This is a genomic window from Capilliphycus salinus ALCB114379 (assembly GCF_047276495.1).
Lineage (GTDB): Bacteria > Cyanobacteriota > Cyanobacteriia > Cyanobacteriales > Microcoleaceae > Capilliphycus > Capilliphycus salinus.
On sequence record NZ_CP178543.1, the window covers coordinates 2,416,796 to 2,443,215 of the forward strand.

19 protein-coding genes are annotated in these 26,420 nt (G+C 43.7%); 9 read left to right on the top strand and 10 right to left on the bottom strand.

The annotated features are described in order from the left end of the window. The first annotated feature begins 79 nt into the window (after positions 1-79). The 5 genes from ACL6C3_RS10045 (at position 80) to ACL6C3_RS10065 (ending at position 4,873) form a co-directional block, all read left to right on the top strand. Positions 80-1,426, top strand: a complete 1,347-nt coding sequence (locus ACL6C3_RS10045; RefSeq protein WP_413167027.1) for a P-loop NTPase fold protein — start codon at positions 80-82, stop codon at positions 1,424-1,426. Positions 1,427-1,668: 242 nt separating this feature from the next. Further along, positions 1,669-2,541, top strand: coding sequence for a shikimate dehydrogenase (locus ACL6C3_RS10050; RefSeq protein ID WP_413167028.1), 873 nt, complete (start codon positions 1,669-1,671; stop codon positions 2,539-2,541). A gap of 177 nt (positions 2,542-2,718) precedes the next feature. Beyond that, complete coding sequence (locus tag ACL6C3_RS10055) at positions 2,719-3,618, top strand: hypothetical protein (RefSeq protein WP_413167029.1); 900 nt, start codon at positions 2,719-2,721, stop codon at positions 3,616-3,618. A 243-nt stretch (positions 3,619-3,861) separates the two neighbouring features. Then, complete coding sequence (locus tag ACL6C3_RS10060; RefSeq protein ID WP_413167030.1) at positions 3,862-4,329, top strand: hypothetical protein; 468 nt, start codon at positions 3,862-3,864, stop codon at positions 4,327-4,329. Between the two features lie 112 nt (positions 4,330-4,441). Next, complete coding sequence (locus ACL6C3_RS10065) at positions 4,442-4,873, top strand: hypothetical protein (RefSeq protein ID WP_413167031.1); 432 nt, start codon at positions 4,442-4,444, stop codon at positions 4,871-4,873. Between the two features lie 53 nt (positions 4,874-4,926). Here ACL6C3_RS10065 and ACL6C3_RS10070 read toward each other — a convergent pair whose 3' ends face one another. The 3 genes from ACL6C3_RS10070 to upp all read right to left on the bottom strand — a co-directional run bounded on the left by ACL6C3_RS10070 (position 4,927) and on the right by upp (position 6,307). Next, positions 4,927-5,205 carry a YggT family protein gene (locus tag ACL6C3_RS10070; RefSeq protein WP_413167032.1) on the bottom strand — a complete coding sequence of 93 codons (279 nt, stop codon included), beginning with the start codon at positions 5,203-5,205 and terminating at the stop codon, positions 4,927-4,929. 98 nt (positions 5,206-5,303) lie between these two features. After that, positions 5,304-5,615: a hypothetical protein gene (locus ACL6C3_RS10075; RefSeq protein ID WP_413167033.1), complete on the bottom strand. Its 312-nt coding sequence runs from the start codon at positions 5,613-5,615 to the stop codon at positions 5,304-5,306. A 41-nt stretch (positions 5,616-5,656) separates the two neighbouring features. Further along, positions 5,657-6,307 (bottom strand): uracil phosphoribosyltransferase, encoded by a 651-nt coding sequence (upp, locus tag ACL6C3_RS10080; RefSeq protein WP_413167034.1) that lies wholly within the window; start codon positions 6,305-6,307, stop codon positions 5,657-5,659. Positions 6,308-6,683: 376 nt separating this feature from the next. On the opposite strand from upp, the gene crtH reads away from it, so the two are divergent. Then, positions 6,684-8,228, top strand: coding sequence for a carotenoid isomerase (gene crtH, locus ACL6C3_RS10085; RefSeq protein ID WP_413167035.1), 1,545 nt, complete (start codon positions 6,684-6,686; stop codon positions 8,226-8,228). A gap of 225 nt (positions 8,229-8,453) precedes the next feature. Here crtH and ACL6C3_RS10090 read toward each other — a convergent pair whose 3' ends face one another. Beyond that, positions 8,454-9,122 (bottom strand): HEAT repeat domain-containing protein, encoded by a 669-nt coding sequence (locus ACL6C3_RS10090; protein WP_413167036.1) that lies wholly within the window; start codon positions 9,120-9,122, stop codon positions 8,454-8,456. 162 nt (positions 9,123-9,284) lie between these two features. Here ACL6C3_RS10090 and ACL6C3_RS10095 point away from each other — a divergent pair, with 162 nt between their 5' ends. Beyond that, positions 9,285-11,693, top strand: coding sequence for a CBS domain-containing protein (locus tag ACL6C3_RS10095; RefSeq protein WP_413167037.1), 2,409 nt, complete (start codon positions 9,285-9,287; stop codon positions 11,691-11,693). A 68-nt stretch (positions 11,694-11,761) separates the two neighbouring features. Here ACL6C3_RS10095 and leuB read toward each other — a convergent pair whose 3' ends face one another. Beyond that, positions 11,762-12,850: a 3-isopropylmalate dehydrogenase gene (gene leuB, locus ACL6C3_RS10100; protein WP_413167038.1), complete on the bottom strand. Its 1,089-nt coding sequence runs from the start codon at positions 12,848-12,850 to the stop codon at positions 11,762-11,764. Positions 12,851-13,296: 446 nt separating this feature from the next. Between leuB and ACL6C3_RS10105 the strand changes: the two genes are divergently transcribed. Continuing rightward, positions 13,297-14,409 (top strand): sensor histidine kinase, encoded by a 1,113-nt coding sequence (locus ACL6C3_RS10105; protein WP_413167039.1) that lies wholly within the window; start codon positions 13,297-13,299, stop codon positions 14,407-14,409. On the opposite strand, the gene ACL6C3_RS10110 is transcribed toward ACL6C3_RS10105, so the two are convergent. Beyond that, entirely contained in the window at positions 14,402-15,313 is a 912-nt protein-coding gene (locus ACL6C3_RS10110) for a S66 peptidase family protein (RefSeq protein ID WP_413167040.1), read from the bottom strand. The two genes, ACL6C3_RS10105 and ACL6C3_RS10110, sit on opposite strands and share 8 nt — an antisense overlap. A 154-nt stretch (positions 15,314-15,467) precedes the next feature. Further along, complete coding sequence (gene petC / locus ACL6C3_RS10115) at positions 15,468-16,001, bottom strand: cytochrome b6-f complex iron-sulfur subunit (protein WP_413167041.1); 534 nt, start codon at positions 15,999-16,001, stop codon at positions 15,468-15,470. 313 nt (positions 16,002-16,314) lie between these two features. Here petC and ACL6C3_RS10120 point away from each other — a divergent pair, with 313 nt between their 5' ends. Then, positions 16,315-17,619: an NAD(P)/FAD-dependent oxidoreductase gene (locus ACL6C3_RS10120; RefSeq protein WP_413167042.1), complete on the top strand. Its 1,305-nt coding sequence runs from the start codon at positions 16,315-16,317 to the stop codon at positions 17,617-17,619. A 129-nt stretch (positions 17,620-17,748) separates the two neighbouring features. Here the strand turns inward: ACL6C3_RS10120 and ACL6C3_RS10125 are convergent, their stop codons facing one another. The 3 genes from ACL6C3_RS10125 to ACL6C3_RS10135 form a co-directional block, all read right to left on the bottom strand. After that, positions 17,749-20,142, bottom strand: coding sequence for an Ig-like domain-containing protein (locus tag ACL6C3_RS10125; RefSeq protein ID WP_413167043.1), 2,394 nt, complete (start codon positions 20,140-20,142; stop codon positions 17,749-17,751). After that, positions 20,033-25,429, bottom strand: coding sequence for a DUF4347 domain-containing protein (locus ACL6C3_RS10130; RefSeq protein WP_413167044.1), 5,397 nt, complete (start codon positions 25,427-25,429; stop codon positions 20,033-20,035). The genes ACL6C3_RS10125 and ACL6C3_RS10130 overlap by 110 nt, the downstream gene beginning before the upstream one ends. A gap of 484 nt (positions 25,430-25,913) precedes the next feature. Then, complete coding sequence (locus ACL6C3_RS10135; protein WP_413167045.1) at positions 25,914-26,348, bottom strand: DUF29 family protein; 435 nt, start codon at positions 26,346-26,348, stop codon at positions 25,914-25,916. Positions 26,349-26,420 lie beyond the last annotated feature (72 nt).

Sequence of the window (26,420 nt, forward strand, 5' to 3'; positions counted from 1 at the left end):
TTTATTATTCCCTACTGATTCAAAGAATGACCGCAAGAATGAGAGTTTACGGACACTGGTTTGGTTTGGGTGGACAACGATGGAACTCAATTTACGCAAATTTTTTCGAGCTTCTAATCCCGCAAAAACGCTAAATTTTGGTACAATAGAAGATCGACAATATTACATTGATTTTTCTGAGGTTCGGGGCGGAAAACTGATCGAACAAATTGCCCGGACTATTACCCGCCTTTCGCCAGATAATCCGACTTGTCAACTTTTTACCGGACATATTGGTTCGGGAAAATCAACGGAACTGTTGCGACTGAAGGCGGAGTTGGAAGAACAAGAATTTCATGTCGTCTATTTTGAGTCGAGTAAAGATCTCGATATGGCGGATGTGGATATTACGGATATTTTGTTGGCGATCGCCCGCCAAGTTAGTGAGAGTATAGAACAACTTCAAATCCGATTGCAACCGACGGGGTTTAAAGCTTTGCTTGAGGGGTTGGCGAATGTGTTGCAAGCCGAAATTGATATTCAAGCGGATCTTCCGGGGTTGGGAAATGTGAGTGCGAATACTTCGGGTGAATTTTCTCTATCGTTGGGAATTGGTAAAATTACCGCTAAAGCTAGAGATAGTCGCGATTTACGAACTCGATTAAGGCAATATTTAGAACCGCGTACCAATACCATTTTACAAGCAATTAATCAGGAATTGCTCGAACCTTCGATTGAACAGTTGAAACAGCAGGGTAAACAGGGATTGGTGGTTATTATTGATAATTTGGATCGGATTATTAATTCTAAAACCCCCACCGGAAGACCTCAACCGGAATATTTATTTATTGATCGCGGCGATCAATTGAATCAGTTAAGCTGTCATGTGGTTTATACGATTCCGTTGGGATTAATTTTTTCTAATGATTTGGGACGGCTTACTAATCGATTTGGCGGCGATCCGAAGACTTTACCGATGGTTCCGGTACGTTTTCAAGATGAAACGCCTTGCGACGAAGGGATAGAATTACTCCGACAAATGGTTATGGCGCGTTCTTTTCCTGAGGTTAAACTGGATGAATATTCAAGTTTAATTTCTCAAGTTTTTGATGATTCTCAAACTTTAGATCGCTTGTGTATGATGAGTGGGGGTCATGTAAGAACGTTGTTGGTTTTGTTGTACAGTTGTCTGCAAAAAGAAGATCCACCCCTTTCGAGAGAGGCTTTGGAAGATGTGATTTTACAACGCCGTCATCAGTTATTATTGGCGATTGAAGCTGATGAATGGGAAATGTTGCGTCAGGTTGGGAAAACTAAAAAATTAAGTGGTTTAACTGATTATCAAACTTTATTGCGGAGTTTGTGGGTGTTTGAATACCGCTATCGGAAAGATTTCTGGTTTGATGTTAATCCGATTTTGGTGGAAGCGCCGGAATTTAAAGGGTAGTCAGTAGCGGGTATGGTAACGGATGGCTTTGGGTTGGGTTTTTTGGATTTTGGCTTTTTTAACGGATGGCTTTGGGTTGGGTTTTTGGGGTTTATGATGCTTGGAAACGGATGGGTTAACTTTGAGAGAATTGAGGTTATCTATCCGTTTTAATCTTAGCGTTGTTTTCGTTATCTCAACCCAAGTTGAATTCGTTACCAGTGGGATGTCATAATAACAAAAGCGTTAATGTCAATAGAGTGATGATTCAAGGGACAACAAAACTTTTGGGTGTGATTGGCGATCCGATTGAACATTCTTTGTCTCCCGTGATGCACAATGCGGCGATCGCGGAGATGGGTGTTGATTATGTTTATCTTCCTTTTCCGATAAAATCAACGGATTTAGATGCGGCTTTGGCGGGTTTTTCTGCGATGGGTTTGGAAGGTTTTAATGTTACTATTCCTCACAAACAGGCGATTGTTTCTCGGCTGTCTCACGTCTCCAAACTAGCTGAAGCTGTCGGTGCGGTGAATACGGTTTGGCGGACTGATCGGGGTTGGGAAGGAACAAATACTGATGTGGTTGGATTTATCGCGCCCCTGAAAGAGATTAATAATAATCATCAATTTTGGCGGGAAAAAACGGCGATTATTTTGGGAAATGGCGGCGCTTCTCGTGCGGTTGTCGCCGGATGTGCGGAGTTGGGAATTCGTAATATTTTTGTGGTGGGGAGAAATCGAGAAAAGTTAGATATTTTTCAACAAAGTTGGTTGGATTCTCCTTTGTCTTTATCCCTAAATGTTGAGACTTGGGATAGTTTACCGGAAATGATTCATCAAGCTGATTTATTGGTAAATACGACGCCGGTCGGGATGTATCCTCACGTTGAAAATTCTCCCGTTACCGAAGCTGTTATGGATGGGTTAAAATCTGATGCGATCGCCTATGATTTGATTTATACGCCTAACCCGACTCAATTTTTAAGCCTCGCTAAAGCCAAAGGTGCAATTATAATTGATGGCTTAGAAATGTTGGTTCAACAAGGTGCAACGGCTTTAGAACTTTGGTTAAAGCAACCCGTTCCCGTTGATGTGATGCGCCAGTCGCTTCATAAAAAGTTAGGGCTATTATAATTATAATATGCTCTTTTTTATCAAAGATATTACGGGGTTTACAATTTGTTAGAATTACCCTTGATCGATCTCACATTTTTCATACGGTTTCATCACAGACAATCAATGAATTGAGTTGCTAGCCTTGAAATAGATTTTGCAACTCAAACTTTCTGTTGATTGGGAGAAACGCTAGCTATGAACTCAGCAGACGCATCCATTTCTTCTTCTTCTATTATTCTGTATGGTTTGTTGTTGGTTGTCGGTGTTCTTACCTTAGGATTAGTTTGGATTTTATTCGATCATACAAAATCTGCTGAAGAAGATCATCGTCATCATTCCGCACAAATTGCGGCGTTTATTTACGATCCTTCCAACTATTGGTTTCATTGGAAATATACCCGACAAGATAAGTTTTGGATTTCTCGATCCGAATTTTATACGGGTTTATCTATTTTATTTCTCTGTCCGATTGTTTTCGGAATTCTGTGTTTATGTTTTGGAGTTTATGACTTTGTAACTCATCCGACTTATTATCAATTTCCTCTACAAGAAATCCTAGACGGAATGTATCATGGAATGGTTTTAGGCGGAATTTTAGGTGTAATTGGTTTTATTGTTTCTGGGGTTAAAGCCATCTCAAGATTAATTCAAATTGAGGATGTTTATATTGGTTCAAGTGCGATTTGTCACGGGGGTAAATATTGCAGTTGGAACGATTCTCTATCTTTACTGTCTGAAGTAAAACTCTCGGGAAGAACTCTAGAATTTGAGTTTGAACATTGCATCCCGGAAGACAAACAAGATAAAAGTTTTCAACTCACCGGATATCGTTCAGAAACGGAACAATCAGAAACTTCTTCAAAAACTGTATATGTTCCTCTAGGAAAAGAAACTGAAGCCTTAGAAGTGGTGAAACGACTCCAACCAATTTGTGTTAAAAAGCCTGTGGTTGTCAATCATAATTATTACTACATTGATAATGATTGCGATCATTACTGTGAACACGACTGTGAACGGGATTATGATGAGGATTGCAGTGATTATGATGAGGATAATTATAATGACTACGATGATGGGGGTAGCGATTCTGACTAACTTTAATTCCGTTGAAATTGTCGAAATCCGAGATGTTTATTTGATTAACCTGATTTCATCTAAAATGAGATCCAACTCATCAATAAGCGTCCTGTAGGGGCGGGTTCTGCATTAATTTTACGACCACTCCGAGACTGAGTTAAACCCGCAACGAACCCTAACAGGCATTAATCAAGCGGATATCATATAAAAAATGAGAAACTGTAGGTTTTTTCTCCGATTATTTCACAAGTTGATAAAGTTATGAATGACAACATGAATGACAACATGAATGACAAGATGAATGACAACGACGACTATTTTAAATCGCAGAATCAGTTCAATAATGATCGGAAAATCTTTATTGAAATTCCGTCTTCTCCTCCCCTGCAACATCCCCCAAAGATTTCTTCTGGATTTGAACCCTTAGAATCAATTCATTTAGAAGGTGAAACTTATAGAAATCTTTCTAGGGGTCACGCACCTCGCTGGGTGATGTATAGCAGTTGGGTAGTTTTGGGTTTACCGATTTTGTTTGCTTTTGGTATTGGTTTGGCGGCTACCATTGAATTGCTTAAATACTATTTAATTCGAGGTAATATCGAAGAACATCTTTATGAGATCTTTTGTATGGTTGTTGGAGTTGGGGGAAGTCTCATTTTCGCTGTGGGGATTGTTTATATTTTGACAAAAGGTACCCGCTTGAAGTCGGGTAAACCCAAACGCCAATGATAATTTATCTTTAACTTCTCTTTAACGGTCGAAAATTTCTGTTTAACTAATTTAACGCTCTTTTAGTCCCGATTTGCGGTAAGCTAGAGTTTAAATCGAAAAGGTCAGATTTATGCGATCGCGAATCTTTCCCAGTGTTTTACTTGCAGGTTTAATTAGTCTTTTAACTTGGTTTTGGACTCCCCCTGCTTTGGCTTTGATTCCTGTAGAAATTTACGATCTCGGTTTCAAAGACTGTCCTGCTGAATTATCAGAAGGAATGATTTCTAGCTTTTCTTCTCAAGGTGCAAATTGTTATATGATCACCGGAAAAGCAAAGAATACCTCAGGAAAATATGTCGTAGATGCGGACGTTTTTGGTCGGATCTACGATGCCAATGGTAATCGAGTGATGGAAAATCGGACTCGCCTCGGAAGTATTAGTGAAGTGCCTCCCGGTGTGAGCGATTTTGAGATCAGAATTTCGGTTCCGACGAATCTCAAACCCCCGTTAAGCTTAGAACAGTTTAAAGCTTCCGGGTTTACCGGTCGAATTGGCCGTTAATTTAATGTTTAGGTTGGGTTGGGAATTCTACGAACCCAACCCGACTTTTTTGATTAAACCAAGCTGTACAAAAGTCCGGGGACAATTCCGGCGACAATTTGCAACAGGAAGATAGCAATAATTGCTGAAAAGTCAATCCCTCCCAAGGGGGGAATAATTGAACGAAACAGATTCAAGTAAGGATCGGTCAACTGACTTAAGACGGAGAAAAAGGGATTGCTCCAATCAACATTAGGAAACCAACTCAACAGGATTCTAATGAAGATTAGAACCATATAAATTTGCAAAAACTGAGCGATTGTATCAGCCAGTAAGCCTATTGGAGAACTCATAGAAGTTAATTGAATTTCTACTCAAGTGTAAAACGTGCCTAATTAATGATAGTGTACCATATTTTAGGCTTGTTGAAATTGTGGGAAAATTTTCCCGCTCAGATATCTTCTCGCAGAGATTCGGTATTTTCCGGGGTAACGCCGTTAACGCTTCCCAACTGCTGGCGAACATCATCGATCGCCTGATTGAGTTGAGCGATTTTATCCTCCAGACTCAAACGAGCCATTTCCATATTCTCAGCATCGGGTTGATTGGATTTATTTTTGGCTTTTTTCGGTTCCATCAACTGATTGCTTGAGTTTTCACCGGACATTCGAGAGGTGAGGACAACCCCCAAAACTCCTCCGATGAGGCTTCCCAAAGTTGCCCCAATCATCAATCCGCTGGTAAATCCTTCTCGATTGCTCATATGCGTGCTGCGTGTGTTGTGAGTATCCTCATTTTACCGTTCTAAGTTCCAAAGGTGCGATCGCCGGCATCTCCCAATCCGGGTACAATAAAGCCGTTGTCATTTACCGTTTCATCAATAATCGCCGTGTACACCTTAAGCTGAGGATAATCGACACTTAAACGCTGCAAAGCCGGGGGAGCGGCTACAATAGATATAATTCGGGTTAACTCGGGATTAACTCCCCGTTTGGTCAATTCGTCCATTGTAGCCATAATCGTTCCGCCGGTTGCTAACATCGGTTCGCTGACCAACACCCGAGTTTGCGGATCGAAAGCGGGAGGAAGTTTATTGAGATAGCAGCTACATTCTAAGGTTTCTTCGTTGCGGACCATCCCCAGATGATACACCGAAGTTAACGGTACAACGCTTTGAATTCCCTCCATTAAGGCCAATCCCGCTCGTAAAATCGGAATCACCGCCAGGGGAACTTGAGGATTAACGTAAGTCGCCGGACATTCAGCTAAAGGCGTTTGCACTGTCGTTTCGATGATGGGTAGCCAGTCTCTTACCGCTTCATAGGTCAACCACCGTCCCAATTCAGTCATTGCAGAGCGAAAAATCGCCGACGGGGTGTTAACATCGCGGGCCACCGATAGCCAATGTTTGATCAGGGGATGGGGAGGAACGTGAACGCGCAGTTGCAAAGCCATAAGCCGATCGATCTCTGCTGAAAATCCTCAATTATCATAACTCGCGGCGCGAAGATGTTCCGAATTTTTTGGGCGAGTCCGATCAAAATTTCCCCAAATACTTGACAAAGATTTTCAATAAGTGTACATTAAGTTTTAGTGTTCTCCTCTCAAAGGATCGGCAGACGGGACGGCAGGTATTAAACCGCTCCCGTTTTTGTTTATGATTATGATCAAGCCAGGGGTTAAATCTTGGTCGCTCTACAGCATCAGGCCGAAACCGGAGTCCGGCGTCAATTCCCGGAGGCGTGCGATCGCGGTGCGATACTCCCCTCAAACCCCTTGAGGCGTTACACTGTGAGAGTCAGAAGAAAGATCCTTGAAGAGAGTAAACTTCATGCCTGTTCCTAGCCGTCAGCCGTCTATTGGTATAAATCCTGTACCCCCCTCATCCGCATTTGATGTGATTGTCATTGGTTCTGGGATAGGAGGACTGGTAACAGCAACCCAGTTAGCCGCTAAAGGTGCAAACGTCCTTGTTCTCGAAAGTTATATCATTCCCGGTGGAAGTTCGGGTTATTTTGAACGGGAAGGTTATCGCTTTGATGTGGGTGCGTCGATGATCTTTGGTTTTGGAGACCAAGGGACCACCAACCTGTTAACCCGTGCTTTAGAAGCGGTCAACGTCAGCCTGGAAACTATTCCCGATCCCGTCCAGATCCATTATCATCTCCCGGATGAGTTGCAGGTGAAAGTCCATCGCAATTATGAGAAGTTTTTGCAAGAACTAATTGAGAAATTCCCCCACGAGGAGCGAGGAATTCGGAAATTTTATGATGAATGTTGGAAAGTTTTTAACTATCTCAACTCAATGGAGTTGCTCTCTTTGGAAGAACCCCGTTATTTGATGCGGGTCTTTTTCCAAAATCCGGGTGCTTGTTTGGGTTTAGCCCAATATTTGCCTCAAAATGCAGGTGAAGTGGCTCGGCGTTATATTAGCGATCCCCAGCTTTTAAAGTTTATAGATATTGAATGCTACTGTTGGTCGGTGGTGCCGGCTGATCTGACTCCGATGATTAATGCCGGAATGGTTTTTAGCGATCGCCATTATGGAGGAATTAACTATCCAAAAGGGGGAGTGGGTGAAATTGCTCTCAAGTTGGTCGAGGGACTCGAACAAGCCGGAGGTAAAATCCAATACAAAGCTAGGGTCAAACAAATTCTGATTGAAAACGGTCGGGCGGTAGGAGTGGAGCTAACTACCGGCGAAATCTATTGCGCTAAACGGGTGGTTTCAAATGCTACCCGTTGGGATACGTTCGGGAAGTTAGTCCAATCCGAACAGATGCCCAAATCCGAAGTAAAATGGCAAAAGCGCTATAAAAAATCTCCCAGTTTTCTGAACTTGCATCTGGGAGTTGAGGCTTCGGTGTTCGGTCCCGGTACCGAATGTCATCATGTGATTGTCGAAGATTGGGATCGGATGGAAGAATCGGAAGGGACGATTTTTGTTTCCATTCCGACGCTTCTCGACCCCGATCTCGCCCCGGAAGGCTATCACATTATGCACACCTTTACCCCCAGTTTTCTGGAGGAATGGGAAGGGTTATCCGAGCGGGAATATGAACAGAAGAAAGAAGAAGCCGCCGGACGTCTGATCGACCGCTTAGAACAGTTCTTTCCCGGTTTGGATGCGGGGTTAGACTATATGGAAGTGGGAACGGCGCGATCGCACCGTCGTTTCCTCAACCGAGAAGATGGCACCTATGGCCCGATTCCCAGGCGTCAGTTGCGGGGGCTGTTGGGAATGCCCTTTAACCGCACGACTATTCCCGGTTTATACTGTGTCGGAGACAGCACGTTTCCGGGTCAGGGGTTAAACGCCGTCGCCTTTTCGGGGTTTGCTTGCGCCCATCGCGTTGCCGTAGATTTAAAGCTTTAACAGTCGGGAGAATGGGGAAAGGGGAAAGGGGAAAGGGGAAAGGGAAAAGGCAATTCTAAACTCCTGAACACAGCAACTCCTGTACGCGAAGCGAGCGCGAACGCGCTTACTCACGACTTCTAATGACTCCGGGGCGGGTTTAGATCAGTTGAGAGTGGGACATGAGCAATCAATTTGGAACCCGCCCCTACACACCCGAAACCCGAAACCCGACACCCGACACCCCTATTCGCCCAAACGTTCGAGGGATAATTCAGCGGCTTTGGCGACTTGGGGATGACTATCTTTGGCGAGGTATTTTAAAGCGGCGATACTTTTGGGACTGGGTAAATTTCCTAAGGCTTCACAAAGTCGCTGTCGGATTAACCAATCTTCCGACTGAGCAAAGCGTAAAATGGCATCAATGGCATCTTGATCTTTAATTTCACCCAAGGCCGCGATCGCCGCTTGTTGAACGACAATTTCTTTAGAGTCTAAGGCTTCGATTAAAACATCGTGAGCGCGAATATCCTTGAGATTTCCTAAAGAAACGGCAGCACTAAACCGCACTAACCAGTCTGTGTCTTCATAAAACGCACGAACCAACGGTTCAAAGGCTCGGATATCGCCGAGATAGCCCAAAGCGCCCGCAGCATCGGCTCGAATCCCATAATCTGGATCGGATTCTAATAATTCGACTAAAATTGGATAGCATTCCTCTGTAGGTTTGATGCCGAGGGCAAATACAGCCATAGAGCGGATCGGTAAGTTGGGATCGTTTAAGACCTTCTTGATCAAAGGCACAGCTTGTATTGGGGGAACTTCCCGTAAAGATGCTAAAGCTAACATCCGATCGCGGGAATTTTCGCTTTCCAGTTGAGTTGCAATGGTTTCTAAGCTTAAAGGTTCATTCATGGTTGGATACTTATCAAAAGTTTACATTAGAATTGCTTTGATCTTAATGGACCCGGAAGATCTGCGCCATAAAGCCGCTTGACCTGAAGATGCAGCGCTCCCACCCCGATCAATATAGGGGTGAAATGATCCAAATTTTTATTGATATTTCAAAGATGAGCTATGCCGCCGAACCAACTCCCTCAGTATTCCTCCGCTTTAGAACAAGCAATTGATCGTAACCCGCTTGTGGTGACACCGGACACCTCGCTTTATCATGTGATTCAGTTAATGGGTCAGCTTAACCGCAGCAACCCTTTACCGGCACCGAAAACTTCCGATCCGGCTAACAACGGCTCCGGATCGGATCGATTGCTCGATCTCAGCCAAACTCAAGCCGACTGTGTTTTAATTGTAGATGGAAAAAAATCGAGTTCGTCACCGGAAATTTCGACTTTACAGGGCATTGTTACCGAACAAGAAATTGTACAGATTTTAGCAACGGGTTTACTCGATTTTCCGGCGGAGGCGCGCTTGCACAAAACCCGAATTAGTGAGGTGATGTCGCCTTCGGAGGTGAATTTAGTCGAATCTGAAGATCAAGATATTTTTACCGCTTTGTCGTTATTTCGACAGCATCAAATTCATCATTTACCGGTTCTCGACTCTCAACGGCATTTGCGGGGGGTAATTACTCCCGAACGCATTCGGCGAGTGCTACAACCGTCTAATATTTTGCGGTTGCGACGGGTGGGCGATGAAGTGACCCGACAGACGGTAACGGCTCCGAAAACCGCTTCGTTGCTGAGTTTAGCGCAAATGATGTCGGCGCATCAAGCCAGTTGTGTGGTAATTTATCAGTCATCTCGGAAAAAACAATTGACGCCGGTGGGAATTGTCACGGCGTTTGATATTGTTCAAGCTCAATATTTAGAATTGGATTTATCCCGAATGACAGCCGAAATGTTGTTAACCGGAAGCTCGTTTTTTAGTTTAAAATCGGGGGATTCTCTTTGGGTGGCGCACCAAGAGATGCAACAACAACAGGTGCAGCGATTGATTGTTTGTGGGGAGGAAGGACAACTGATCGGGATTATTTCTCAGATGAGTTTGTTGAGAATGCTCGACCCGACGGAAATGTATCGGGTGGTTCGCAATTTACAGCAATCGGTCGATCAGTTGCAAGCGGAAAAATTTGAGTTGCTCGAAAATAAAACCGCTCAACTGGAAGATTTGGTTCAAGAACGGACGGCTAAACTGTACGAACAATTGCAGCGGGAACGTTTATTTGCCAAGATTTCTTTTCAGATTCATCAGTCTCTCGATCTCGAGGAAATTTTAAATACTACGGTTGCGGAAGTTCGGCTGGTTTTGAATGCGGATCGGGTGCTAATTTATCAGGTAATTTCTAATCAGTCGGCTCAACGGGTGGCGGAATCTGTGGCTCCGGGATGGCATCCTTTGCTGGATAAAAAGTTGAAAAAACAGCTTGTTAAAACCTATTTGACGGCTTTTGAAACGGACTCGGTTTATGCGATCGGCAATCTCAATCAAAGTCGATTAACTCCTGAAGAAGTTGAACGTTTACAGAAAGAACAAATCCAAGCTTATTTGGTGGTTCCGATTCTTCAAGATGGACAACTTTGGGGGATGATTTCGACTCATCAATGTTCGGGTTCTCGTCAGTGGCAACCTTCGGAAATTACGGTTTTACAACAGTTGGCGACTCAGTTGGCGATCGCGATCCAACAGGCTCAATTATACCGCCAAGTGCAGGATTTAAACACGGATCTTGAGCGCCAAGTGCAGGAACGGACGGCAGAATTGCAGCAAAAAGTCAAGGAACTTCAGCAATTAAATAAGCTAAAAGATGATTTTCTCAGCACGGTTTCTCACGAATTGCGGACTCCGTTGGCGAATATGAAAATGGCGATTCATATGATTAAATTGGTGCCGGAAAATGATCGCTTTCAACGGTATATTAATATTCTCGAACAGGAATGCTCGCGAGAAACTAACTTAATTAATGATTTGTTGGACTTGCAAAAGCTGGAAGCTTCCTCAACTCCGATTTCGTTAGAAACGATTGATTTATCCCGGTGGCTTCCTCAGATGGTTCAGTCGTTTTATTCGCGGACTCAAGAACGTCAGCAAAGTCTAAACGTGGAGTATCCCAAACATCTGCCGACAATGCAAACCAATTCTGGTAGTTTAGAACGGATTTTAGCAGAATTGCTCAACAATGCTTGTAAGTATACACCCAATGGGGGGGAAATTTGTTTGAGGGTGAATTGTCAAAGCGCCAGTGAAACTCACTCGGCTAAAAAATCCTCTAAAACTAAGAAAACCGCAGATCATTCGACACCGTTGGGGATACAATTTCTGATTTCTAACCAGGCGGAAATTCCCGAAAAAGAACTTCCGAAAATCTTTGATAAATTTTATCGAGTTCCCAACGCCGATCCCTGGAAACAAGGCGGAACGGGGTTGGGGTTGGCGTTGGTGCAGAAATTAGTTGAACAGTTGCGGGGAGAAATTAAAGTCACCAGTCAAAAGAATTTAACCACGTTTACCGTTGATTTACCGCAATAGTTCAACCGGATGAAGACAAGGGATGAAGACTAGGGATGAAGACTAGGGATTAATTTTAGGGATGAAATTTAGACTTCTGCGATCGCTTTTTGGAGTATTTCTCCCATTTCCCGACAGCCAACCGGTTTCATTCCTTCCGACATAATATCACCCGTGCGATAACCCCAATCTAGAACTTTCAAAACCGCCTGTTCAATTTTATCGGCGGCGACGGGTTGATCTAAACCATAGCGTAACATCATCGCCGCACTGAGAACTTGGGCGAGGGGGTTGGCTTTATCCTGTCCGGCGATATCGGGGGCCGAACCGTGTACGGGTTCAAACACTCCGGGGCCAGATTCTCCCAAACTCGCAGAAGGAAGCATTCCGATACTGCCGGTCAGCATCGCCGCCGCATCGGAGAGGATATCGCCGAATAAATTCCCGGTGACAATGGTATCAAACTGTTTCGGCCAGCGCACCAACTGCATGGCGGCATTATCGACATAAAGATGAGATAATTCAACATCGGGGTATTCTGAAGCGAGTTGAGTGATGCGATCGCGCCAGAGTTGAGAGACATCGAGGACGTTGGCTTTATCGACCGAACACAATTTTCCCGATCGTTTTTGAGCGGTTTCAAAGCCAATTCGTCCGATGCGGTCAATTTCCGACTCGGTGTAGGCCATCGTATTTACCCCCCGTTTTTCTCCGGTTTCCGTCTCAAAAATCCCTTTGGGTTGGCCGAAGTAAACGCCGCCGGTTAGTTCTCGGACCACCATAATATCAACGCCTTCAACAACCTCTCGTTTTAGGGATGAGGCATCGACTAAATGGGGTAAAATAGTCGCAGGTCGCAGATTGGCAAATAATCCTAATCCCGCTCTTAATCCCAGTAGTCCGGTTTCCGGACGTTGATGACGGGGTAGATTATCCCATTTATAACCGCCGATCGCCGCCAAAAGTACCGCATCGCTGGCGCGACATTGCTCAACAGATGCAGTCGGTAAAGGTTCTCCTGTGGCATCAATGGCAACACCACCAATTAAAGCCTCTTGAAAGTCAAAGGTAATTTCTAACTGTTGACCGACGGCTTTGAGGACATCTACCGCCACTGCCATAATTTCAGGGCCAATGCCGTCGCCAGGAAGAAGTGTAATGCGGTAGTTTTCAGTCATAGGAATTTTCGATGGAGGAATGGAAATTTCAGTTCCGGTCAAGGGTTACAGCGTCAACTGTTATCCAGCCTACAATCATACCAAAATATCAGTCAACTCTCAAAATATTAGTTAACTCTAAGAGCGACGGAGAATCTAGAGGGGGTTTAATTACTGTGTTATTTATATAAATTGTATACGTGAAAATACCGAGAAAATCATTTGTGGAATTGATCAAACTTAACCGCAGTCGCTTTGTAGCAATTGGGTTGAGCCTCCTCAGTTCAATCAGTCGTGATTCTATTCAACTCACTTGGATCGAGAAAAAGGACTTTTATCGACCTTTGAACTCAAATATCAAGTTGGAGTCTTGCAGATTTGTTGAAACGATAGCATAGAATAGAACAAGTAGGGTATGGATAACTCTCCGTAAAACTTTTCAGGCAACAGATGGGTGCAAGTGGTCAATGAGAAAACAACTCCAACAGCAAATTAAGATTTGGCAATACACCTCGGTTGGGTTTGCTGGTTTAGCTGGATTGATTTTTCTCATTACGGTTACTCAATCTCTTTTCTCTCTGAGTTGGATGATTTCAGGTCTTTCTGTCTTGGTGGCGATCGCCGCGAGCGTTACGGCTTTCATCTGTTATAAACAACAATATAAATTACAAGAGGAAAAGGCGGAATTAGAAACTTTACTCGCCCAAACCACAGAACAGTTGAAAGCGGAAAAGGTTGAACTTGAAAAACTCTTGGATCTCACCTGCGATCGCTGTTATAAAATACAGTCTCGAAATTTGGCTTTACAAGAAATGAACCGTCGCAAAGATGAGTTTCTCAGACAGACTTCTCACGAACTGAGAACCCCGATGAATGGGATTATCGGTTCGTTACAATTGCTTTTAGATGATTTGTGCGACGATCGCGAAGAAGAGGTCGAACTTTTACAACAAGCTTATCAATCTTCTATTCATTTATTGACTTTACTCAATCAGGTTTTAGATTTGGCAAAAATCGAATCCGGTCGGGTGACTGTTGATATTAAAACGGTTGATTTGCATTCGAGTTTGTCGGCGGCTATTTACTTACAATTGGCAAATATTCGGCAAAAAAATCTTCAACTCTATCGAAAAAATTATCAAAATGTGGTTCGAGTTCGAGCCGATCCCACCAAACTTAAACAGGTGTTTATTAATGTGATTGGTAATGCGATAAAATTTACAGAAGAAGGAAGTATTACGATTACAACTCAAATAGAATCTCGGGAGATTTCTTCAAAAACAAACCCCTCCAAAGAAATGCCGATGGCTATTGTTACCGTTAAAGATACCGGAGTTGGAATTGATCCCTCTACTCAAAATCGCCTGTTTCAACCGTTTCAAGTTGAAGATGAATCTCGATGTTTTCCTCAAGGAAGTACCGGGTTGGGTTTGGTGATTTCTAAACACTTGGTTGAGATGATGGGAGGCGAAATTCAACTTAACAGTCTGGGAAGAAATCAGGGAACAACGGTAGAGATTATCTTACCTCTGGCGCAGGTGGATGAGGAACTTGAAAACGAATTAAATCTGATCATGTAACCGCCAATTGATCGGGCAAACAATTTAAAATTCCCCGATCGCCATCCAATTCTGCTATAATTCCTACAGGTAAGCTAGAATTGACCCCCTCGTGACCAAAAGGCAAATCGGAGACAATCGGAATCCCCAAGTCTCCCAAGCGATCGCGCAAAACCTCGTCTAGCTTAAAACTTTTGGGGTTCATATCCTTCTCGGAGTAGCTGAAGCGCCCCAAAGCAATTCCCGCGACCTGCTGTAACGCTCCCGTCATTCGCCAATGGGTTAACATTCGATCAATACGGTAGGGTTCCTCATTGACATCCTCAAAGGCTAAAATGGCGCCGGATAACTGGGGTTGATAGAGGGTTCCGAGCAAACAAGTCGCAACGGTTAAATTTCCCGGCAACAGCCGTCCTCGCACCGTTCCGTTTCCCCATCCGGTTCCTTCTAAGGGGGGTAAGGGACGACCTTCTAAATAATCAAATAAGCGTTGAACCGACCCGTCGGGTTCTTGTGCCAAAGTCGTTAAAACCGGACCGTGTACGCCGAAAATTCGCCCTTGACTTCCCCACAATAAAGCGGTGATATCGGAAAAGCCCAGCAAAAATTTAGCGGGAGAATTGGCTTTGACCCGTTCCCATTGCCAACCTTCGAGTAAGCGAGTCGCACCGTAACCGCCCCGAGAACAGAGTACGGCTCGACAATCGTCGTCGTTGAGAGCTTCGAGCAGTTGATCGCGTCTGGCTTGATCGGTTCCGGCAAGATAACCCCATTGAGCATTATAACCCGAACACAGTTCTAAATGATAGCCCCGCGATCGCCAAATTTCCAAACCTTGTTCAAAGGGTTCGAGATTGCGCAACCCGCCACTGGGAGTAATCACCCGCAAGCGATCGCCAGGTTTTAACCATTGAGGAGCAATCATTGATTTACAATTTGAGCCGATTGGGAAACATCTATTCCAAAACCATCCTGATTGTACAATGATTGGGTCATCCCCCGCAATTTGATTAATAAAACGGGGGAATTGGTAATACTTTAAAAGGTATTTAGAAGTGATTTTGAATGGATTTTTAACGTTAAACCCACCAGGGAACTTCATTGGTGCGGGGATCAATTTCTGTCCAGGGAGAAATCAAAATTACCTCGCTTTGAACCGCAACATGAACTAATTTTAAAGGACGGTTAGCAGGGCCGCGAACAACGGCACCATCGACAGAATAGCGGGAACCGTGGCAGGGACATTGAAACTGTTGATCGATTTCATTCCAAGGAAAAGTACAGCCGAGATGGGTACAATTATTAACAATTCCAACGGAATCTAAGGTATTATTTTCTAATAGGGTGAGATAGGTCGGTTCTCCCGCCAGTCCCGCCACTAAAGCACGGGTTCCGGTTGGTTCGGCTAAAATTTGACGGGCAGGAATCACATTTCCCAGGCGATCTTTTGCGATAATCGCACCCCCCAGACCGCCTTCAGCTTTGGGAATGAATATTTTAGCACCCGAATAAACAACCGTTCCTGCTGTCGCCGCCAGAGTGGTTCCGGTTAAAAAGTTGAGAAATTGTCGTCGAGAAACAGAAGGGGTTTCTTGGGGAAAATTAGCATCCATGTTGGTTTTCTCCTAAACAAGAGTAAATTGAAATTAAATTGAATTTTTTTCAGATGATGTCCGGTTGATTAATGCCTGTTATGGAGTCCGGGCGGGTTGAACTCAACCTCGGAGTAGTCGTCAAGATCTAGGCAGAACCCGCCCCTACAGCGCGATCGTTAATTAGTCGGATATCGGATCGGGGAACTTCATCAATCTTATAAATTCATTGTATAACTATACAGTTTAATAATCAAGTATGGGAAAATAGAAATGACTGGAGTCAACTCAAAATGGCTTCAGATCGGAATTTTCAGATCAGGAACGATCAGACATGGCGAATGTTGTTATCGCAGGAGCGGGACTGGGGGGACTACCAACCGCCTACGAACTCCGGCATTATCTCCCAAGCGAACACAGAATAACGTTAATCTCGGAGCGACCCAAATTCACGTTTATTCCGGGGTTAATTCGGGTGGCGTTGGGTTTGGCTTCCGTCGATGGTATTCAATTAGATTTGGCGTCGCTCACCCGAAGACATGGAATTAACTGGATACCGGATGCTGTGACGACAGTTAATCCCCATCAACAGTATGTAACCGTTGGAAAGCAAGTGATTGAGTACGACTACTTGGTGATCGCGACGGGAGCATCCTTGGGCTTTGATGAAGTTCCCGGCTTGGGGCCGCACGGGGGTTACACGCAGTCGGTTTGTACTCCCGATCATAGTTTAGCAGCCCGAGAAGCTTGGTTCAAGTTTTTGGAGAATGGGGGGCCTTTGGTGGTGGGAGCGATGTCCGGGGCGGGATGTTTTGGACCGGCTTATGAATTTGTGTTGATGGCGGACTGGGTTTTGCGTCGTCGGGGAATTAGAGATCGAGTCAGCATCACCTACGTTTCACCGGAACCCTACGTGGGTCACATGGGAATTGTCGGGTTGAAAAATTCCCGAGAATTAACGGGTCGTTTAATGAAAGAACGGGGGATTAAAACGATAGATAATGCCAGAATTACGGCAATTAATCCCGAGACTATTGATTTAGAAAATGGTCAACAGTTGCCCTTTAAATATGCAATGATTTTACCTACTTTTCGGGGGGTAAAGTTTGTGCGAGAAACTCCCGGATTGGGGAATGAACAGGGATTTATTCCGGTGACGAACAGCCATCAACATCCTCAATTTCCGACAATTTATGCTGCGGGGGTGAGCGTTCATTTAGAACAACCGGAAACAACACCAATTGCGATCGGACTGCCAAAAACGGGGCAAATGACAGAGGTTATGGGAGCGGCAGTTGCTCATAATATTGCAGTGGAATTGGGAGCGATCAAACCGCCTTTAAAAACTCCTACTTTAGAAGTGCTTTGTTTGGCAGAGTTTGGCGACACGGGAATTGCCTATATTGCCGCCCCTATTCTTCCCGATCCCGAAACCGGAAAACGGCGATTTTCTTCGGCAATTCGGGGGCGTTGGATTATTTGGTTTAAAGCGGCATTTGAGAGGTATTTTATGTTAAAAATGCGGTGGGGTTTGGGATTGCCTTGGTTTGAAAAGTTGGGTCTGCGTTTGTTGTTTGGATTGTCGGTATTGAAGCCTTTACCAAAAGAGAATATCATATCATGTCCGAATCATCAATAATCCTCAACGTAGGGCGGGTTCTACAATATCTTTAATTACTACTGAGAGATTGACATAAATCCGCCCCGTCCCATAAGACAAAAAAACCCGGTTTCTCAAAGAAACCGGGTTTTTGAGATGAAGTCAAACTTAAATGGTTGTAAAGTTATCTTCGCTAATCAAAGTTGAATTAATCCGGTTTAACGTGACTAAAAGTTCGCCCTCAAAACTAATTAAAGTACCCCTTTCAGCCTGTTCAATCGTCAGGTCATCGAAACTCAAACCGACCGTTAAACCGAGTAAATCTTGACCCTCAGCAAAGTCTACAATCACATCGGAACCCGAATTTAAAAGCAGTGCAAAAACATCCGCACCTTCGCCACCCGAGAGGATATCATCGCCGCCATCACCGGATAAGAAATCATCCCCTTCACCGCCAATTAAACTATCATTATCCTCCCCACCGTAAAGGCTATCATTGCCTTGATTTCCATAAACCGTATCCGCACCCAAATCGCCATAAACTTCGTCATTCCCCTCATCACCAAAGAGTAAATCATCACCCTGACCGCCGGCAATAAAGTCATTCCCTTCGCCGCCACTAATCGTATCATTACCTTGATTTCCGAGTAAGAAATCATTGCCTTCACCGCCAACAATACTATCATCACCCAAATCTCCAAATATGGTATCGTCCCCTTCTTCTCCGCTGGCGAGGTCATTATCTTTCCCGCTAAAGATTAGGTCATTTCCATCACCGCCAATTAACGTATCCTGACCTTCATTTCCAAATAACGTATCATCCCCTTCTCCGCCATCCAAGAGGTCTTGACCGTCCGGGTCTGCAATTTCTGTATCGTTGGAACCGCCAACCAAAATATCATTATCCAAACCTCCAATTAACGTATCATTTCCGACGCCGCCGACCAGAAAATCGTCTCCAACCTCACCCTCAACCACATCATTTCCATCGCCAGAATTGAGGGTATCATTACCAATATTACCGAAAAGATTATCATCTCCGCCAAAAGATAAAATGTCATCATCTCCGGCTAAACCCGAAATTTGTTCGCTAATTTCAACCCCAATAATAGATTCGCTAATTTCCGTTCCTTCTATCGAAACTTCAACCGAATTCAAAACAATCGATTGAGTAATAAAACTGTAGGATTGTGCAATTTCGGCGAGGGTGGCGGTAAAGGCTAAAACCTCTAACGGTAAGTCGGTGGGTAGAGTTAAAATCTCCGAAGAAATGGTCGGAACTTGTAAAACAATTAGGCTAGAATTTGAAGTTATACCGACGCTATTTGTGGCAGTATAAGACAGTTGAATTTGACCGAAAAACGTTGGTGCCGGAACAAACGTCAGTTGAGAAGCCTGAGTAATTGTTATCTCTGTAACTTGACTCAAACGGGTGACAGCAACACCATTTAAGAATAACTGACCCCGTGCTTCTTCGGGTAATTCCAGAATTGAGAAACTGACAATTTCTCCATTCAGGTCATTTGCAGTTAAAGATGGAATGGGAATCGCCGTTCCATTATTAGGAATCTCAGGAACAATTAATTCCTCAGTTACCGGTTCAGACTCGGGAATTTCAAAGTCTACACTTGGGGTTGTGGGTAATACATTAATGCTAATAGAAGCGGGTTGAGAACTTTGACCATCGTTGTCATTGGCGACGTAATTTAAAACAATATCTCCCACAAAATTAGGATTAGCTTCAAACCGCAAATTCCCCGCGTCTTCGGGTGTAATTTCACTGACTTGAGAGAGGTTAAAAATGGGAGTTTCACCGATGAATAATTGACCCTCGGAAGCCGCCGGAATATTATTGAGAGTGAAGCTAACAACGGTACCATCTTCGTCATTTCCAACCAGCGCCGGAAGTCCAACAGGTACTAAAGTCGGGATGATACTGGGAAGTTCCAACGGTTCAACGGTGGGTAATATATTGGGAAGAATAAATAACGAGATTTCTCCGATTTGTTCGGAAGTAATTCCCGCCGTATCCGTCGCCGTAAACTTGAGAACCGTTGAACCGCTAAAATCAAGATTGGAAGTAAAAGTCAGTTGTCCGGCTTGGTCAACCGGAATGACTTGATTGACGGTAACGGGTTCTCCATTGAGGAAAACTTGTCCGCCGATGGGAAGTTCAACTAAGGTAAAACTCGCCGCATTTTCAGCATTAAAAGTGGTTAAAGGTGGGAGGGGAACTTGAGTAGAAATATTCTTCAGTAGCGGCGTCGCTTGGTTGGTGGGTAAGGGGGGTACATTTGTGAGGTTAACCACCAGACTATAAGTTGCGGGTGTCTCATCGGTTCCCCCTTGGTTATCCGTCGCCACGTAGCTAAATTGAGTTAAACCGCTAAATTCCGGGTCGGGGGTAAAGGTGAGTTGGTCGGCTTGGTCTGCGGGAATGACTTGGTTGACTTCAACCGCAGTCCCCCCGAGTGAAAGTTGACCCCCGACGGGTAATTCTGTGATGGTGAAACTGACGATACTTCCGTCGGCGTCGCTTCCTTCTAAAGCCGGTAAAGCCACAGGTGTAGGTGCGTTGGGAATAATCGGCCCCGGTTTTATCAGCAGTAACGGGGAGAATATTATTAGGTGTTGACGCCGGAAGGGTGACAGTTGCCGGGGTCGGGTCTTCGGTATTTTGTGCGTCAATGGCGGTATATTCAAAGCTATCTCCGCTAAAGTTTTCCCCACCAATATAGCTGAGGTTTGCTGCATCTGTAACCGCAATTTCTGGGCTGGTTAACGGCTGACCGTTTAATAATAAAGTGCTGTTTGTGGGAAATTTAGTGATGCGAAAAGCGGCGATGTTGCTATCGTCGGTTGCGGTTAATTCGGGAATCGGAATGGCTGTGGTATTACCGGGGTTGGGAGTGGCGATTTTATCAGCGGCGACGGGGAGTTCATTGGTCGTATTAACCGGAATAACAACAATTGCGGGGGTTAAATCGGAGGCGTTATTATTATCAAAAGCGATGTATTCAAAGTCTGCTAATCCGACAAAACCGACTTCAGGAATAAAGGTGAGATTTCCCGCATCTTCGAGAGAAATGGTTTGATTTTCAGTCAGGGGTTCACCGTTGAGTTGGAGTTCGCCGTTTCGAGGTAAACGGGTGATTTGAAAGTTGGCAATTGTACCGTCTAAATCGGTTGCAGTTAAAGCCGGAATCGGAACTTGAGTCGCCGTATTTGGAACAATTTCTGTGATTAAATTTTGAGTAACAGGCGGTAGATTCGTGTCGGTATTAACCGTGATTGAAACTTCTCCTGTTGCCGTTTCTTCTCCGTCATCCTGGACGCTGTAGGGAATATTAACGCTTCCGGTAAAGCCGGCTGTTGGGGTAAAAGTAAGATTGCCTTGTTCGTCTACTGTGGCGTTTCCTTGGTTGTTTAAATTGCTTAAATCCAGTTCAACGGTAGCGGGATTAATGATACCATCGGGGTCAAAATCGTTGTTGGTAATGTTAAAGGTAATTGGGGTATCAATTCGGGTAACTACACTGTCATTATTGGCAACTGGCGGAGTGTTAACTGGGGTGAGGCTAACGGTTGAAACAACGGTGTTGCTGGGGTTGGTTCCATCGTTAATTGTAATTTCAATTTCACGGGGTTTGGTGTTGGGTGTGGTGGAGGTGTTGTTATAAACTATTTGGGATAATGCGGTTTGATAGTCGGCTAAACTGGCTACTCCGCTGAGGGTTAATTCTCCGGTAAAGGAATTGTATTCGCCGGCGGTAATGTTAGCCGGTAATGTACCGAGGATAGAAAGGGTTTCGGTTCCCGGTTCGAGAGGATTTGTTAACTTAATAGTTGCGGTGTTTAAAGTTGTGCTATCTGCGTCCGTGATAGTAATAGTATTGGCAATTGGAACCGCTTCTCCGCCTTCGGTAAAGTTGGCGTTATTTCCTTCTATATTGATAACGGGAGAAACGTCATCGTCGAGAATATTTGCAGTTGCAGTTAAAACACTATTTTCGCCATCTATTCCGGCGAGATTTGTCAGATTAATACTAAAACTTTTATCCGGTTCTTCTAAACCATCATCGAGTAGAGGAACATCAAAACTAACAGTTGTTTCTCCGACGGGAATGGTTAAAGTTCCGGTGGTTTGAGTATAGTCTAAACCTGCTGCTGCGGTACCGTTAACGGTTGCATAATCAAAACTGGATGCAAAACCGCTAATTTTAGAAGCTGTTACCGTGAAAGTGGCTACACCGTCCCCTTCGTTAACCGTAATATCGCTAACGGAAATGCTAGGAGGTGCATCATCATTGGTGATGGTTCCTGTTACTGAAGGCGTAACAATATTCCCATAACTCGCACTATCCAAACTAACATTAAAAACCTCATCCCCTTCAAAGGTGATATCGCCATTAACTTCAACCGTTATCCGCTGACGGGGAGGAGTTTCAACAAAGGGATTCGCCTCAAAGGTTAAGGTAGCATCGTTGTCAATATAATCACCATCGGCGACGGTTGCGGTGTCATCGTTGGTACTGTAGTTAACAACAATATTTTGGGTGCTGGGTTTACTCAGACTAACAGTATAAGTGTAGCCAATAATGCCGTCATCGCCTTCATTTTGAGCGAGATTTTCTATTATTGTAATTTCAGGTAAACTGACATCTACAGCGTTAGAAAATTCCGAGGTGTTGTTATTCGGGTCTGTTGCGGTTGCGGTAATAAATTGACCGGATAAATCACCGGTTTCGGGCAAATTAGCGTTAATTATTGCATTTCCTTCGGCATCGGTTGTGACTTCGGTTGTACCGATAAAGGTTTGACCTTGACCATTTCCTGAAGCATCAACCGCAGCATTGCTAAAGAATTCTAGGCGATAAGTGGTATTCGGTAAACTGTTAAACCGACCCGCAACAACGGTACTATTTTCAACGGGTTCGGCTAATACTAATTCGGGATAATTTTGCAGTGTATTTGGCCCTTCATCCGGATCTCCTGCGTCATTTATCGTTACTCCCTCGTTGGCTAAATCAATCCCAATTGCAGTATTATCTTCTGCACCATTGGAGAAAATACTATTCCCCAAAATCCCATTACTAATCGCCGTATTGTTGACTATTGTGACACCATCTCCGCTATTAAAAGCGATAGTATTACCCTGTCCGGCTTCCAGTCCGCCAATAACATTATTAACCGCATTATCGACGAAAATTCCACTGTTAGCATTTCCCAGTCCGCTACCATCAGGCGCTACCCCGATGCGATTTCCCTGAATTTGGTTTCCGCTAGAATTATTAACAACTGAAATCCCGTTAATACTGTTACCCGAGATGAGATTTCCAACGACACTATTGCCAACAACGTTATCAAGTTCTAAACCGTTATTGCTGTTAGGAACCGGAGCGTTACCTGCGCTATTTGTGCCGATAAAATTCCCTAAAATTTGGTTTTCATTGGCAGCATTCCTTAAAACTAAACCGTTAATTGTGTTTCCAGAAATAACATTTCCCTGATTGGCTTCGCTTCCCCCAATCGTATTACCTGCGGCATTACTAATAAAAATACCGTTGCTTTGGTTGGGAATTGCTGTGACTCCGGTGGAATCCAAACCAATTAAATTACTTTGGATAATATTACCAATAGAATTAAATTCTGGAGAACCCGTTATCCGAATTCCATCAACAAGATTCCCCGAGATTGTATTCTGTTCTCCGGCAGTATTTCGACCGATAATATTGTTGCTAGAATTGATAATTTCTACGCCAATTCCGCCGTTAATAACCGCCGGATCTTCGGTTGTTTCTCCATTGGGAATTGCAGTATTTCCGGCCGCATTGGTTCCGATAAAGTTGCCCAAAACTTTATTGTCTGTGGAATTATTGGTAATTAATACTCCGTTAATTCCATTTCCAGAAATAACGTTGGGGTTTGTTCCGGCAACATCAGGATTTTCGAGTCTATCTAGTCCGATATCATTATTCGTTGAACCGTCGATGCGAATCCCATGACTTCCATTCGGAACTGACGCATCTCCCGCAGCATTAACACCGATAAAATTACCGAGAATTGTATTTTCGTTAGCCGCATTTGTAATCAATATACCATCGACAGCATTTCCCGAGATCGTATTTCCTTCACCGGGATTAACACCGCCAATTGTATTCTGAGTAGAAGCATCAACTTGAATCCCTTGTCCCGTATTCGGAACTGCCGTGTTTCCACTTTGGTCAAGGCCGATATAGTTGCCTAAAATCTGGGTATTGGTGGTAGGAATGGGAGCATCTACCTGGGTCTGAAGTAAAATTCCATTCCCATTATTACCCGAGATAATGTTGCGATCTTCGGGATTAATTCCGCCTATAATTGTTCCGGCTGTATTTTGGATGAAAATCCCATCACTATTGTTTGGTAATGGTGTTGTACCATCGGGTGCAACGCCAATAAGATTACCTTGAATTACCGTATCATTTGAACCGTCGTAAATGATAATTCCTTCAATTCCATTACCAGAAATAACATTCCCAATTACTTGAGTTCCCGTAGCCCGAGCAATTTCAATCCCTTGATCGCGATGGCCGAGTTCTAGTGTACCATCGACATCGGTACCGATAAAGTTATCAATAATTTGAACATTGGTTGTTGTTTCGGCATTATCATTGGTTTGAGTAAAAACATAAATGCCGTTTCTTTGTTCTTGCTCTGCACCCGTTCTAATAAAAGTATTCCCTTGAATAATACTGTTACTACCCGACAGAGAAAGACCCCGATTAATATTATTTTGTAGGATACTATCGGTGAGTACAAGTCGGCCGCGACTGACAATTCCAAACTGAGTATTGTTGCTAATTGTGCTATTAGTAATCTCCAGTGTACCCGGACTATTGTCCCCATGCTGAATTCCCGTGCGAGCATTTTGAACGGTTACGCCGGAGATTCTAACAACCGTTTCGGGGTTCAAAGTATTAACTTGGAAAACAAAACCATCACCTTGTCCCTGAATAATTAAATTCTCCGCTCCCGGACCGTTAATGGTGATATTATTTCCGTTATTATCGTTAATATTTAATGAATTAGTCTGATTAGGATTATCATTGACATCTCGGTTGGGATCGAGTTCCAGTTGAATTGTTCGCGGCGTATTAAAAAATGTCGGGTCAAACTCAATCGTATCATCTTCGGCGTTACTATTGGCTGTTTCTATGGCGGCTCGTAACGATCCGGGTCCCGAATCATTAGCATTTGTAACGGTCAAAATTGCTAACACTCCAGCATAGCTTTCTCGCACCGATTCCGTAAAGGCTAGAGGCGATAAAATTTTATCGGTTTGTACGTCTAACTGCCAATTTCCCCCTAAATTTTTGCTCCCAATTTTGCTGGAGGAAGCGGCGATATTCGCGCCTGTCAGTTGTTTGATTTGTTGCAAAAATGCCGAAACAGATGGGCGAGAAAATGCCGATTGTTCGGTGAGATTATCATACGGATGCGGTTGTTGATTGTCTTCTTGACCAACGTTACAACCATACAGTAAAATCTCCCCATCCTCGGTTAATGCACCCCTCCACTGTTGCAGTTGATCCGCATATTGATCTAGTGTATCGAAATTGAGTTGGCTGTTCCCCAAATACAAACATCCTGGCGAACCGTGACTCACGATATGTAATGTTTGAATAGGGGATAACGGAGTGCGACGAATCCGAGCCTGTAAATGTTCCGTAATTTGTTCAATCCCATCCTGATTTGAGTTCAGGATAATGACCTCAGACCCCAGTAGAACCCCCTGACAAAGATATTCGTAACTTTCAACTTTAGCGTCAATGCAGACCAGATTTTTGCTAGGAGTGAATGATACCATTGTCAGTTTTTATTGAATACTCAGCTAGTTTTTCATTGTAAATGCAAATTTATGATTAAGCCAAGCTTTTCTCACAAAAACTCTAATCCGTTTCTCAATACCAGGTTTGGCGGTTGTTGTTTATGAAACCAACCCTCAATCCCTGCAAATACAACCGATCTGCATCTTTTTCTTCTCGATCATATACCGGGCGATGGATTGACAAATTAATAGCTTTATGCTTTATATTGATTTCTAAATACTATAAAAAAAAGTCAACCCCGTTTTGTAAAGATTGAAAATAAGTTTTTAAATTTTTGGTAAAATGATCGGGAGTCACATTTCCTGAAAGTGTGACCATAAAGTTATAGATTGAGTTTTATTTGTATATACAAATCCGAAAGGCATTCTGAGAGTTTCTCACCAACAGAAGAAAGGGTACAAAGTCAGTACCCCGGTGACGACTCGAACCCGTTAAGCTGCATCGATGAAATTGAATAATGATTTAATAGTCTTCATCTGAGAGAATTAAATTTAAGGCTTGATGCAAAATCGCTTCTTGATTAACTTTTTGTTTTAACTCTCTCGAATCATAACGCCCTTCTTCAACTTCTAGAGAAGCTTCATCAATAGCGTTTAAATAAGCTTCTTCTAAGGTTTCGAGTAATTCATCCCGATTGAGATAATAACCCCCCGCTTGGTAACGTTTATTTTTGCGCTTAATCTCTCGAACCGAATTGCGAATGGAAACATCCCAAGAGCGAGTGGTGCGATTTTCGGCTTGTTGTTTGATCAGATGAAGAAGTAAAATAATAGCATGACTGCGAATATTATTAATAATATCATCCCGACTCATTTCTTCCAATGCCTCAACAATGGCGAGCGAACCTTTGATATCGCCTTTGAGCAGTAATTCTTTTAACTCAAGAATTTCTTCCATAACATCAGCATCAACAGAGGATAGATTAATCTTAGCGTTTGAGTCCAATTTGTAGAGTTCTGATACAAAAGC